10 protein-coding genes and 2 pseudogenes are annotated in these 12,683 nt (G+C 56.8%); 9 read left to right on the top strand and 3 right to left on the bottom strand.

Annotated features, from left to right (window positions below; translation table 11 throughout):
• The first annotated feature begins 33 nt into the window (after nt 1-33).
• From CH74_RS13120 to CH74_RS13090, 7 genes are all read left to right on the top strand, one after another.
• Entirely contained in the window at nt 34-945 is a 912-nt protein-coding gene (locus CH74_RS13120; RefSeq protein WP_048308002.1) for a MerR family transcriptional regulator, read from the top strand.
• A 16-nt stretch (nt 946-961) separates the two neighbouring features.
• Complete coding sequence (gene phrB, locus CH74_RS13115) at nt 962-2,395, top strand: deoxyribodipyrimidine photo-lyase (protein WP_048308001.1); 1,434 nt, start codon at nt 962-964, stop codon at nt 2,393-2,395.
• A gap of 268 nt (nt 2,396-2,663) precedes the next feature.
• A complete protein-coding gene (locus CH74_RS13110; RefSeq protein WP_048308000.1) occupies nt 2,664-3,446 on the top strand; it encodes an SDR family oxidoreductase in 783 nt (260 codons plus the stop codon).
• On the top strand, nt 3,439-4,809 hold the full coding sequence (locus CH74_RS13105; RefSeq protein ID WP_048307999.1) for an NAD(P)/FAD-dependent oxidoreductase: 1,371 nt from the start codon (nt 3,439-3,441) through the stop codon (nt 4,807-4,809). The genes CH74_RS13110 and CH74_RS13105 overlap by 8 nt, the downstream gene beginning before the upstream one ends.
• Entirely contained in the window at nt 4,806-5,582 is a 777-nt protein-coding gene (locus tag CH74_RS13100) for a DUF1365 domain-containing protein (RefSeq protein ID WP_048307998.1), read from the top strand. The genes CH74_RS13105 and CH74_RS13100 overlap by 4 nt, the downstream gene beginning before the upstream one ends.
• Nucleotides 5,579-6,847 (top strand): cyclopropane-fatty-acyl-phospholipid synthase family protein, encoded by a 1,269-nt coding sequence (locus CH74_RS13095; RefSeq protein WP_048307997.1) that lies wholly within the window; start codon nt 5,579-5,581, stop codon nt 6,845-6,847. Before CH74_RS13100 ends, CH74_RS13095 begins: the two co-directional genes overlap by 4 nt.
• The gene (locus tag CH74_RS13090) at nt 6,834-7,340 is read left to right on the top strand and encodes a DUF2878 family protein (RefSeq protein WP_367379123.1); all 507 of its coding nucleotides are present in this window, start codon (nt 6,834-6,836) and stop codon (nt 7,338-7,340) included. The genes CH74_RS13095 and CH74_RS13090 overlap by 14 nt, the downstream gene beginning before the upstream one ends.
• Nucleotides 7,341-7,350: 10 nt before the next feature.
• Here the strand turns inward: CH74_RS13090 and CH74_RS13085 are convergent, their stop codons facing one another.
• Nucleotides 7,351-9,171, bottom strand: a complete 1,821-nt coding sequence (locus CH74_RS13085) for a bifunctional diguanylate cyclase/phosphodiesterase (protein ID WP_048307995.1) — start codon at nt 9,169-9,171, stop codon at nt 7,351-7,353.
• Nucleotides 9,172-9,416: 245 nt separating this feature from the next.
• On the opposite strand from CH74_RS13085, the gene fabA reads away from it, so the two are divergent.
• Entirely contained in the window at nt 9,417-9,932 is a 516-nt protein-coding gene (gene fabA / locus CH74_RS13080; RefSeq protein WP_048307994.1) for a 3-hydroxyacyl-[acyl-carrier-protein] dehydratase FabA, read from the top strand.
• Between the two features lie 13 nt (nt 9,933-9,945).
• Nucleotides 9,946-11,162, top strand: a pseudogene (gene fabB, locus CH74_RS13075) (beta-ketoacyl-ACP synthase I).
• Nucleotides 11,163-11,240: 78 nt separating this feature from the next.
• Here the strand turns inward: fabB and CH74_RS13070 are convergent.
• Both CH74_RS13070 and CH74_RS13065 read right to left on the bottom strand, forming a co-directional pair.
• Nucleotides 11,241-12,002: a 1-acyl-sn-glycerol-3-phosphate acyltransferase gene (locus tag CH74_RS13070; protein ID WP_048307993.1), complete on the bottom strand. Its 762-nt coding sequence runs from the start codon at nt 12,000-12,002 to the stop codon at nt 11,241-11,243.
• Nucleotides 11,999-12,683 (bottom strand): annotated as a pseudogene (locus CH74_RS13065) (sugar nucleotide-binding protein); the annotation flags it as partial. The pseudogene CH74_RS13065 and the gene CH74_RS13070, both read right to left, overlap by 4 nt.

The following is a 12,683-nucleotide window of genomic DNA, read 5'->3' as shown; positions in this document are numbered from 1 at the left end:
CGAGTACGCGCTCCACAGGGAGGCTGACCACGCATGTGTGACAAGGCGATAAATCCAACCCATGCGCCGCTCTATCCAATTCGAGAAGTCTCGCGCCTCACCGGTGTCAACTCGGTGACGCTGCGCGCCTGGGAGCGCCGCTACGGATTGATTCGCCCTCAGCGCACTCCCAAAGGTCATCGGCTCTATGCGCGTCACGATATCGATCGTATCGAATTGATTCTGCAATGGCTCAACCGAGGCGTTCCGGTCAGTCAGGTCCATGATCTTCTGGATCAACCCGCGAGCGTGGAAATTCCGGTGCCCGAGGCAGGAGACTGGCCCAATCAGCGCGAACAGCTGATCCTGGCAGTGGAAGCCCTGGATTTGGAACGCTTGGAGACGCTATACAATCAGGCTCTGGCCCTCTACCCGGTGGCCATTTGTCTACATGAATTATGGCAGCCGGCGATCCTGCAGCTCGAAGAGCGCTGGAATGGCCAGCTCGGCGCCTTGCTGCAACAGCGTCTACTCGAAGGATTTTTGCGAACCCGCATTGGCACGCGGCTTTATCATGCCAATCTAGCAAGCCACGGCCCCCAATTGCTGATCACTCATCTTTCCGAAGAAAGCGGCGCGCTGTGGCCATTGTTGTTCGCCCTGGCGGCAATAGATTCAGGTTATCGCGTGGTACTTCTCGACGCCCCTCTGTCACCGGGAGAGTTGGGATTGGCGGTAAACCGCCTGCGTTTTTCTGCACTAGTGCTGGCGAGCGGGCAGGCAGAACGCAGTGAACTGATCCGGCGGCAGCTGCCGCGACTTGCGGATCAACTCTCGGTACCGGTGTGCCTGACCGGACCGATCACTCGAATCCGCGCTGGCGAACTCCTCGACAGTGGCGTGGAACTACTCAGCGACGATCCCGTACAGTCAGTCAGCCGGCTTCGTCCACTATTGAGCCAATAAGAGAGCGATCGTTTTTATGCAACGCCAACTCGTCTGGTTTCGTAGCGACCTTCGCACCCTAGACAATACCGCCTTGGCTGCCGCCGCCAAGGCCGGTCCCGTCATCGCGGTCTTTCTTCGCAGCGTGCCCCAATGGCAAGCCCAGGATCATGGCATCAACAAGATCGACTTCTGGCATCGTGGCGTTCGCGCCCTGAGTGACGATTTGAGCGGACTTAACATCCCATTGCTGCACCGCGATATCGAGTCCTTCGATGAGGCGCCCGAGGCACTGTTGAACATTGCCGAAGAGTACGACATTGATGGGGGCCTGCACTTCAATCGTGAATACCCGCTCAACGAGTGGCGTCGGGACGAGGGGGTGATAAAGGCCTTCAAGCAGAAAGATCGCGCGGTACAGCCTCACACCGATGCGGTGGCGTTTGCGCCAGGAGAGCTGCTGACCGGTCAAGGAGACTACTACAGCGTTTTCACGCCGTTCGCCAAGGCCTGGCACCGAGAAATAAATTCTGAGCGTCTCGCACTGCGGGATTCTCCTGAGGCGCAGCAACGCCTCGGCATCGACAACGATCGCATCCCTGCGCTATCCAGTCTTGAAAGCAAACTCGATGATAAGCCAGTGGATACCAAGCACTGGCCCGCGGGCCAGGACGCCGCGGCGGATCGCCTCGAGCGTTTTTTGCACTATCGGGCGCATCGCTATGAGGAGCAGCGCGATTTTCCTGCCATTCGAGGTACCAGTGAACTGTCCGCCTATCTGTCCCTGGGTATGATCTCCCATCGGCAGTGCCTGCAGGCGGTGATGAGCGCCAATGACGGTAGCCTCGCAGACGGCGATGCCGGCCTGACCAGCTGGGTCAGCGAGCTCATCTGGCGGGAGTTCTATCAGCATATCGTGTTCGGCTATCCGGATATCTGTCGCCATAAACCTTTTCAGCGCTACACCGAAAAACTGGCCTGGCGGGATGACGATGAAGCCTTCGCTGCCTGGTGCGAAGGATGCACCGGTTATCCGCTGGTGGATGCCGCCATGCGCCAGCTGGTGCAGCGTGGCTGGATGCACAATCGTTTGCGCATGGTGACCGCCATGTTCCTGAGCAAGCATCTGTTGATCGACTGGCGCCGCGGTGAAGCGTTCTTCATGAAGCATCTGATCGATGGAGACTTTGCCTCCAACAACGGCGGTTGGCAGTGGGCGGCCTCTACGGGCACCGACGCAGCCCCTTATTTTCGAATCTTCAACCCGACGACCCAGTCTCGGCGCTTCGATCCTGAAGGCGAGTTCATCGCCGAATTCCTGCCGGAGCTTGAGAAACTGCCCGAAAAGGCACGCCATGCGCCGCCCAAGGATATGCTCAAGGAGGTCGACTATCCTGCGCCCATCGTCGATCACAAGGCAGCCCGTGCCCGGGCATTGGATGCTTTTAAAGCACTCAAAAGCGACGATTGATCTCCAGGTTATCAGCGATCGGCATGAGTACATATATGTGCCGATCGCGTTTAGCGTCTATCCAAATTAATTATACAATTATTGTACAAAATGCTTATCAGGAGTTTACACTGATGCTATAGGCGACCCGGGCGGGCTCCTTGATTGAACATTCAACTTTGTTTGACGTTCATGGTCTCAAACAAAAACCCCAACCTATCGGCGTGCCATTTCTCCGTCCGTTTCTTCGCTTCTAACGCTTCTTGGCCTTTAGGGAGACGCAACCAGAATGGCTTCATTGACAGGAAAACGGCGTATCTGGCTAATTGGCGCCACTTCGGGTATCGGGTTTGCACTTGCCCAACGCCTGTTGAAAGAGGGACATCGTGTGGCCCTGAGCGCACGAGGCCAAGAAGCGCTTGAGGAGATCGTCAAAGAGTATGACAACGCCCTGGCGGTCCCACTGGACTTGAGCGATCGTCGATCGGTGCAGGCTGCCGGACAAAAGATCGATGAGGAATTCGCTGGTTTGGATCTTGTGATTCATAACGCCGGCACTTGCGAGTATCTCGATGTGCGCCATTTCGATGTCGATCTGATCGAACGCGTTCTTGCCACCAATTTCAATGGCGCCATATACACTCTCGACGCCGCATTGCCGCTTTTGCGCCGCGCCCGAGATAGCGATGGCAGCCAGCCTCTGTTCGCGGCGGTATCGAGCGCCTCGGCCTATGTTCCCTTGCCCCGAGCCGAAGCCTATGGCGCCTCGAAGGCAGCCTTGAGTCATTTTCTCGAATCCCTGCGTCTTGATCTGGCCGCGGAGAACATCGATGTCAGCATCATTCATCCAGGCTTCGTCAAGACACCCCTGACAGAACGCAACGATTTTCCCATGCCTATGCAGGTGAGCAGTGACTTTGCGGCAAAAGCCATCATCAAAGGACTGGAAAAACGCACACTAGATATCCACTTTCCCAAGCGTTTTACCTCTGGCGTCAAACTAATGGGCATTCTGCCGCCACCGCTACGCCGTCGCATCGGCCTTACCATGACACGAAAAAACAATGACTGAACGACACGACGCCTATGCATCGACAAGCGCCATTGACTCGGGACAACGTATCGCCGTGGTAGGCAGCGGTATCAGTGGCATGAGTGCCGCCTATCTGCTTTCTCAGCGCCACCGAGTAAGCCTATTCGAGGCGGCCCCGCGGCTGGGCGGCCATACCGCTACCATCGACGTGCCGCTCGAGGGCAAGACCTATGCCGTAGATACCGGCTTCATCGTTTTCAACGACTGGACCTATCCTCTCTTCCAAGGACTGATGGCACACTTGAACGTGGCCTCTCAGCCTACGGAGATGAGCTTTTCGGTGCACGATGCGCGTCATGATTTCGAGTACAACGGCCATACCCTGGCGACCTTGTTTGCTCAGCGACGCAATCTACTGCGCCCGCGCTTCTATCGCATGCTGGCGGAAATACTGCGCTTCAACCGTCAGGCGCGACAGGATATGGAAACCGAGCATCTCGATACCGCCATTACCTTGGGCGACTATCTGGATCGCGGCAATTACGGCCAAGACTTTCGCGATCGCTACCTGTTACCCATGGGTGCTGCCATCTGGTCCGCAAGCCCTGAGGACTTGAAAGGATTTCCCGCGTGTTTCTTCCTGCGCTTCTTTCATAATCACGGTCTTCTGTCTGTGGATCATCGCCCTCAGTGGTATACCTTGACCGGTGGATCGCGCAGCTATATTCCGGCCCTGACAGCGCCCTATGCCGAGCGCATTCATCTGAACTGCCCGGTTCATACCATTCGGCGCGACGAGGCAGGGGTGACGCTACGTACATCCCGGGGCGAGGAGCGCTTCGATCAGGTGGTACTGGCCTGTCATGCGGATCAGGCGCTGGCGCTGCTGGCGAACGCCAGCAACGATGAGCACAGCATTCTTGGTGCCATGCCCTATCAGGATAACGAGGTGGTACTGCACACGGACGAGCGCCTGTTACCTCGCCGCCGCCGGGCTTGGGCCAGCTGGAACTATCGGGTGGATGGGCGCGGTGATGCGGCTCGGGTTTCCGTGACCTATGCCATGAACATTTTGCAGCACATCGAGGCACCGCACACCTTCTGCGTTACCCTGAACGACAGTGCGGCAATCAACCCGGCCCGGATCATTGAGCGCTTCAGCTACGCCCACCCTTGCTTCACACCCCAAGGGCAACAGGCTCAGGCTCGACATGAGGAAATTTCAACGCTTGAACGCCGTACACATTACTGCGGCGCCTACTGGCGCAATGGGTTTCATGAGGACGGGCTTTGGAGTGCGCTGCGGGTAGCCCAGGCACTTGGTTGCAAGCGCTGGGACGACGCACAGGAAAACGATACCCAGGCAGCGAACACCTCTGTGGTCGAGGAATCCCTATCATGATGACCGAGCCGCGTAGCCGTATCTACCAGGGCACCTTGCGCCACCGACGTTTCACACCCACTGGTCACCGATTCTCCTATCGCCTATGGATGGCCTGGCTCGATCTGGACGAACTGCCCCGACTGTTCGATAAGGTGCCGGGATTCAGCGTGCGGCATCGTGCCCTGGCACGCTTTCGCCGTGAGGACTATCTGGCGCCTCACCACCTGCCCCTCAAGCAAGCGGTGCGGCAACGCCTGGGCCAAGAGCTCGGCCAGCCGTTTGCGGCCAAGGCGGATGGCGCTGTTTTTGTGCTTACTCAGCTGCGTCTATGCGGCATCGTTTTCAATCCCATCACGCTTTACTACGTCTATGATCGCAGCGAGCGGCTTCAGGCAGTGCTGAGCGAAGTCAGTAACGTCCCCTGGGGCGAGCGTCAATGTTATGCCTGCGCCGTTGATCCGAGGCGTCATAGTCATTCGGCCCGGTTTGCCAAGGCCATGCACGTCTCACCGTTCAACCCCATGGACATGGACTATCGCTGGCGCTTTAACACCCCACGCGATCGTCTTTATCTGCACATGGAGAACTGGCAGGGCGAGCAGCGTCATTTCGACGCGACCCTGACACTGAAAGCACAGCCGGCAACTCGAGCCGTGCTGCTGGCCACTTTAGCCCGTCAGCCCTGGATGAGTATCAAGACCTTGGCCGGGATCCATTTCGAAGCACTTCGGCTGTGGCTAAAGCGTGTGCCGATATTCGACCATCCCAAGCGCAGGGAGATCTCACCATGACCCCCCTTCCCTCTGCCACTTCCCGCGAGCCAACGATCTCAGGCGATCGTCTGGCGCGCTGGCTGAGACCACGACTTCTCGCACAGCTTGACCGTCTTGAAGGCGGTAATATCACCCTGATCGAGGGCGAACAAAGCTGTTGTCTGGGTCAGGGCGGCCCCCTTCAAGTGTGCGTGATCGTGAATCAGGAGCGCATCTGGCGGCGTCTGGCCCTGGGCGGAACCGTGGGTGCAGCGGAGGCCTACGTCGAGGGTGACTGGGAGACGGATGATCTGGTAATCCTGACCCGACTGTTTGCCGCCAACCTGGAGCAGGTCAATGGCGAGGTAGAGAACGGCAGCGCCCGGGTGGCACGCTGGCTACTGAAGGCACTTTATTCCCTGCAGCGTAATACCCAGCGTGGCTCGAAGCGCAACATCGGCGCCCATTACGATATCGGCAACGACCTGTTCGCCACTTTTCTCGACAGTGAGCACTGGCTGTACTCCAGCGCTGTCTTTCCTCACCGCGATGCAAGCCTTGAAGAAGCCTCGACCTACAAGCTCGAACGCCTGCTCGATAAGCTCGACGTTCGTCCCGAGCATCATCTGCTCGAGATCGGCACCGGTTGGGGCGGTCTGGCGATTCACGCTGCCAAGACTCGGGGCTGTCGGGTGACTACCACCACCATCTCGGAAGCCCAATACACCCATACTGCAAGACGTATCAAGGAAGAGGGGCTTGAGGCGCGCATTACGCTGCTCAAACAGGACTATCGTGAACTTGAGGGTCGTTACGATCGATTGATCTCCGTGGAGATGGTTGAAGCAGTAGGACATCAGTATCTTGGCACTTATCTCGCTACCCTGGATCGCCTGCTGACGAACGATGGGCTGGCAGTGCTGCAGGCGATCACCATTCGCGATCAGCGTTTCGAGGCGGCCAAACGCGAGATGGACTTCATCAAACGTTATATCTTCCCCGGTGGCTTTCTACCCTCTCACACAGCCATCTTGAATAGTGTCGCGCGTAAAACATCTCTCAACCTGTTGTCTCTCGATGAAATCGGGCTGCACTATGCCCGCACGCTGCATGAATGGCGAAAACGTTTCGAGGCGAATTTGGAGCGGGTACGCCGCCTGGGGTATGACGAACGCTTCATTCGCATGTGGCGCTATTATCTATGCTACTGCGAAGGGGGCTTTCTCGAGCGCTCGATCGGTACCTGTCATCTGCTGCTGGCCAAGCCCGGCGCCCGACCGGCGACTTTGATTGGCGCTGTGTAAAGCCAGGATGGTACTCACGCTGTTCAATCTAATCGCCTTCGAGGTTGGCTGGTTGGCCTGCGTATTGGGAGGCTCGTTGATCGGCGGTCTGGTCGCCAGCCTGATTATAGCAGTACATTTGATCTGGTTGGCGCACCCCGGGGAATGGCGCTGGCTGGTGGGGTTTGCCCTGATGGGATTGATCCTGGATGGCGGGTTAGCTCTGATAGGCGGCTTCACCTTCGCAAATCCGCCTTGGTGGCCATTACCACTGCCCCTTTGGCTATGGGCTTTGTGGCCACTGTTTGCAACGCTACTGCTGCATTCCTTGAGCTGGCTCTGGCGCTATCCTGTACTCGCCATGCTGTGTGGCGCCATCAGCGGCCCTTTGTCCTATTTTGGCGGCGCTGAACTCGCCGGAGTCATGCTGGCCCCTTGGTTACTGCCCGCCCAAGCAGTGATCTGGGCACTGCTGTGCCTATGGCTATGTCATCGCTTGAAGCATCGAGTTTAAATTTTGCGGATCATGGGCTGATGGGATAGCGGGCCTCGATGCCACTTGCGGTTTCCGGGCACGAAAACAAGAAACCCTGACATAGCTGACACCCTTCCACCGACAAATGATCCCGCTGAGCCAAGGTTTCCACTCCTTCGGCGATGACTTCCAGCTTCAATCCGCGAGCCATGGCCAGTACGGCTTTGACAATGGCGGCGTCGCCGGAATCCTCGGGCAAGGCACGAATGAACATGCGATCCAACTTGAGCTTGTCCACCGGCAAATGCTTTAGATAGGCCAAGGAAGAGTAACCGGTCCCGAAATCATCGATGGCAATGAGATGGCCACTGTCACGCAGTGCGTTGAGTCGCGGCGAGATATCGCCGGCACGCTCGTCCAGCAGCACGGACTCGGTCAACTCAAGGCCTATCAATCGAGCCGGCACCCCATGCTGAGCCAGTGAGGCCGCAATACGCGACTCGAGATCTCCCTGGATCAATTGCAACACCGAAATATTGATCCATATAGGCACGCAGGCCTCTTTCCTGACAAGCCACTTGGCCTGCTGTGCCACGGCCTGTTCGATCACCCAGCTACCCACGGCATTCATCAAGCCATGACGTTCCGCCAGGGGAATGAAATCGACAGGCGATATCATGCCGTGTTCAGGATGACGCCAGCGTAATAGCGCCTCCATGCCCACCAGGGAATCATCTGCAAGCCGGTGCTGCGTCTGATAATGAAGCTCCAGCTGATTGCCCTGAATCAAAGCGCGGCGCAGATCATTGACCAGCGTCAGCTGCCGGTCCCCCTTGACCTCAAGAGAAGGCTGGAAGCGTTGATCATGGCTACGGCCATGATGCTTGGCGCTGTAAAGCGCTGACTCAAGACGCTGAAACAAGAGCCCTGGATCATTGCCATCTTCCGGCACTCGGCAACTGCCAATGGAAAAGCCAAGACGCAAGGAGTGATCGTTGTACTCGAAGGGCTCACTGAGATGCTCACGCAGACCAGCAATCCATTTCTCGTGATCGTCAAAGGTCGTGGTGCGAATCAGCATGAATTCATCGCCGCCAAGGCGACCCACCGTCGCTTGAGCAGCCACGGCGGATAAGCGCTGGCCGAAGCGTGCCAGCAATCGATCTCCTCCATCGACTCCGAGTCCATCGTTGACCGACTTGAAACCATCAATATCGATCAACGCCAGATCAAGCCCTTCACCGGCGCGAAGATGCTGCAACCGAGACGTGAGAATATCGTGTAGCCGCCGCCGATTAGGCAGGCCGGTCAAAGGGTCTTCGAAGCCAACACGTTTGAGATCCTGTTCTCGTGCCTTGTGTTTGGAAATATCGGTAAATAGCGCAATGTAGTGTTCTGCGCGGCCACGCCGATTCGGACAGCTCTGGACTCGCAGCCATTCAGGATACTGCTCACCGCGTTTGCGCTGGTTCCATATTTCACCTTCCCAGCGCCCGGTGGTGTTGAGAGCATGCCAATAGCGCTCATAAAACGCCTTATCGTGACGTCCAGACGACAATAACGAGGGATTGAAGCCTAGTACCTCTTGATGCTGGAAACCGGTAATGCGGGTAAAGGCAGCATTAACGCTGATGATACGGTTGTTGGCATCGCAGATCATCACGCCATCTTCGCAAAGCTCTAGCGCTTTCTCGCTTAGCCGCCGACGATGGTGCTCCTGACGTATCTTTCGCATTACATACACCAAGGCCAGGATCACGACCGCCAGCGCTATCAACCGCAGCGTCATGAGAGGCAACAAAGGCAACATCCCTAAGGCGATGATGCCCAGCCAGATCAGTGGACGGTTAAGAGAAAAGGGAGGCCACATAATTTTTCATTATAATACTAGGTTGCGGACTGAGCGGGCATCATGCCCTGCAGGCTTACTCGGGCGCAAGAGCAGGCGTTACAACGATTGTAAAGTCGAATTAACGTTTGCGCCTCAGTGTCAACCGATCCCGGGCTCCAATGATACTTCCATTGGTCGACGTGCATTCATTCCCCACTGCCAGTAAACTAATCGCGTCCGCGCGCAGCGTGGTACATGACACTTCTGACACTTGGAATGACTCAGTGACCGAGCAACACTCCTTTGCATATGAAGAGCTGCTAGCCTGCAGCCAGGGCAAGCTATTTGGCCCCGGCAATGCCCAATTGCCGGCCCCCAATATGCTGATGTTGGATCGCATAATCCGTATCGAAGAAGCCGGTGGCCGCTATGACAAAGGTGAGCTGATCGCCGAGCTGGATATTCGCCCCGATCTATGGTTCTTCGACTGCCATTTTCCTGGTGACCCGGTAATGCCGGGATGCCTGGGGCTGGATGCCATGTGGCAGCTGGTCGGCTTTTACCTGGGCTGGCTTGGCCACCCAGGACGTGGACGCGCTCTAGGCTGTGGCGAAGTCAAGTTTTCTGGCCAGATCATGCCGGATGCTGAAAAAGTCACTTACCATATTCACGTGAAACGGATCATTACGCGCCGCCTCATTCTGGGCATTGCTGACGGCACTGTCGCAGTCGATGGTCGCGAGATTTACCAGGCCAACGACTTGCGTGTCGGTCTGTTCACCTCCACTGCGAACTTCTGATCAGGAGGCTTCCATGCGACGAGTGGTCGTCACTGGCCTGGGCATCGTCTCCTGTCTTGGCAATGATCAGCACCAGGTGCTGGACGCGCTCAAGGCAGGCCGTTCAGGTATCCGCTTCAAAGAAGAGTACGCCGAGCGAGGCTTTCGTAGCCACGTGGCTGGCACAGTCGATATCGACCTGGATGCTCTGGTCGATCGTAAGCAACGCCGCTTCATGGGCGATGCAGCAGCATACGCCTATGTCTCCATGCTCAGGCCATAGAAGACGCGGGGCTGACGCCGGAGCAGGTTTCCAATGAGCGCACCGGCTTGATTGCAGGCTCCGGCGGGGCTTCCAGCGCCAATCAGGTCGAGGCCGCAGACGTACTGCGTGAAAAAGGACTGCGCCGCATTGGCCCTTATCGTGTTACCCGTACCATGGGCAGCACGGTTTCTGCCTGCCTGGCCACCCCCTTTCAAATAAAGGGCATCAACTATTCGATTTCTTCCGCCTGTGCTACGTCGGTGCACTGTATCGGCAATGCCATGGAACAGATCCAGATGGGCAAGCAGGACATCGTGTTCGCCGGTGGCGGCGAAGAGGAGCACTGGACGCTGTCCTGTCTGTTCGATGCCATGGGGGCTTTGAGTAGCAGCTACAACGCCACGCCTGAGAAGGCGTCACGTCCCTACGACAAGGCACGAGACGGCTTCGTTATTGCCGGCGGTGGAGGCATGTTGGTACTTGAAGAGCTAGAACATGCAAAAGCACGTGGTGCAAAAATTTACGCGGAGCTTGTCGGTTACGGCGCCACGTCGGATGGCTACGATATGGTTGCCCCCTCCGGAGAAGGCGCCGTGCGATGTATGCGTCAGGCGATGGCCGGGCTGAAAGGCAACATCGACTATATCAATACCCACGGCACCTCCACTCCGGTAGGCGATATTTCCGAACTCAGAGCGATCCGCGAAATATTCGGCGACCAGACGCCGGCGATAAGCTCCACCAAATCCTTGACCGGTCATTCACTGGGCGCCACCGGCGTGCAGGAAGCCATCTACTCTCTGTTAATGATGGAACATGGGTTCGTCGCCGCTTCGGCAAACATCGATGAACTCGATGAACAGGCCCAAGGCATCGATATCGTGCGCACACGACGTGACAATGTGACCATAGAGAGAGCAATGACCAATAGCTTCGGCTTCGGTGGTACCAACGCCTGTCTGGTCATGCAGCGTCTAAATACCTGATTGACGCATCACCAATAAATAGTTAAATAGCTTAAGGGCGCCTCGTTGGCGCCTTTTTTTATATTCGAATAGACTCGTCTAGGTAGACAGTCGTGATGTAGGCGTGTCAGTAACGCGTGATGGCCGTGGAACGTCTGAAATCAGGGTCAGCTGAGACTCGATCCATTCTTCAACCCTCACCAACACCTCTTCCGGGGTGCGTCCCTGCGTCGCGATAGGCTCACCCACCACTACTGTCAGACGCCCGGGATTCTTGACCCAATGTCGACCCGGCCAGCGTTCACCGCCATTGTGTGCCACCGGCATCACAGGAACTCCAGCGCGACAGGCGATGACCGCACCGCTCTTGTTATAACGTCGCCGCTGTCCCGGCTCGACCCGGGTTCCTTCAGGAAATATCAGTACCGATAGCCCTTCTTTCAGTCGCATGGGCCCTTGAGACAACACCTGTTTCATAGCGCGAGCAGGACGCGAGCGATCCAACGCAATGGGGTGAAGCAGTCGCAGCGCCCAGCCGAACAGCGGTAGACGCAGGAGCTCTTGCTTGAGCACGGTGCATACCGGGGGTTTGAGCACCTGTAGGAAAAGCGTTTCCCATTCACACTGATGATTGGCCAGAATCACGACGGGGCCTGTGGGTACATGTTCTCGTCCATGCACCTCGTAGCGTACCCCGCAGATGAGTGCAAACCAGGCAATGATGAAATGATTGTAGAGATTGAGCAGCTTATAGCGAGCCCGCAAGGGCAGCAGCGGCGTAATCGGTAGGCATACCAATCCAAAGAATAAAATGGCAAGAAAATAGACTAGGTAAAATATCAGGCTGCGTAGCATATTCATGTGCTTTTCTCCCTAGCCTGATAAGCGTGACACCAGGTGTCCAGCATCCGGCCCAACTCAAGCCGCCAGAGTTTTTGATGCACACCGAAGACGTCGAGTACGCGCTGACAGTTGAGCACGCGACGCAGTGGCTGATCATGGTGATGATTAAGGGCCTTGAGATCGCCCAGAGCCACTTTTTCACCTAACCCAGCCAGGCGCGTATCAAGCTGCATGCGCACCGTCGATGTGAAGGTATAGGCGCTGACAGGTTCGATGCCTGCCAGATGGTAGGCACCCCAGGCCGTCGCGCTACAGCTCAATTGCTGCAGCATGCCGATCAATGCCATGGCCACGGCATCCGCTGAGATCGGGCAGAAAACGATGTCTTCCGCAACGCGAACACTATGCCCCTGCAAAAGCTGCTCAATCAGTGTAGCTAACCAGGCATCGCTACCCTCAAGGGCAAACAATGGCCCCAGCGTACGATCAAATGCTCCGGCAAATCCGCTCGAATACGATTGCCGGTGACAATCAACCGACGCAGACTCTCATCCCGTGGATGAGGAATTACATGCTCATCAATGGGTAGCTCGGCACCATCTTCATAAAGCTCATCCGAGACACACCACACCAAGGGAACACCGGCATGGCGACATAGTGCCAGACAGTGCTCCACGGCTTCAGCATGAGATTCCACCA

This window comes from Halomonas sp. PR-M31 (genome assembly GCF_001039575.1).
GTDB lineage: Bacteria > Pseudomonadota > Gammaproteobacteria > Pseudomonadales > Halomonadaceae > Modicisalibacter.
Note: the sequence above shows the minus strand (reverse complement) of the source record. Positions and strands in the feature narration are given on the sequence as shown.

What these genes read in the sequence shown, in the direction of transcription:
- CH74_RS13120 (WP_048308002.1), top strand. Translation starts at nt 34, where the DNA reads ATGTGTGACAAGGCGATAAATCCAACCCATGCGCCGCTCTATCCAATT.
- phrB (WP_048308001.1), top strand. Translation starts at nt 962, where the DNA reads ATGCAACGCCAACTCGTCTGGTTTCGTAGCGACCTTCGCACCCTAGAC.
- CH74_RS13110 (WP_048308000.1), top strand. Translation starts at nt 2,664, where the DNA reads ATGGCTTCATTGACAGGAAAACGGCGTATCTGGCTAATTGGCGCCACT.
- CH74_RS13105 (WP_048307999.1), top strand. Translation starts at nt 3,439, where the DNA reads ATGACTGAACGACACGACGCCTATGCATCGACAAGCGCCATTGACTCG.
- CH74_RS13100 (WP_048307998.1), top strand. Translation starts at nt 4,806, where the DNA reads ATGATGACCGAGCCGCGTAGCCGTATCTACCAGGGCACCTTGCGCCAC.
- CH74_RS13095 (WP_048307997.1), top strand. Translation starts at nt 5,579, where the DNA reads ATGACCCCCCTTCCCTCTGCCACTTCCCGCGAGCCAACGATCTCAGGC.
- CH74_RS13085 (WP_048307995.1), bottom strand. Translation starts at nt 9,171, where the DNA reads ATGTGGCCTCCCTTTTCTCTTAACCGTCCACTGATCTGGCTGGGCATC.
- CH74_RS13070 (WP_048307993.1), bottom strand. Translation starts at nt 12,002, where the DNA reads ATGAATATGCTACGCAGCCTGATATTTTACCTAGTCTATTTTCTTGCC.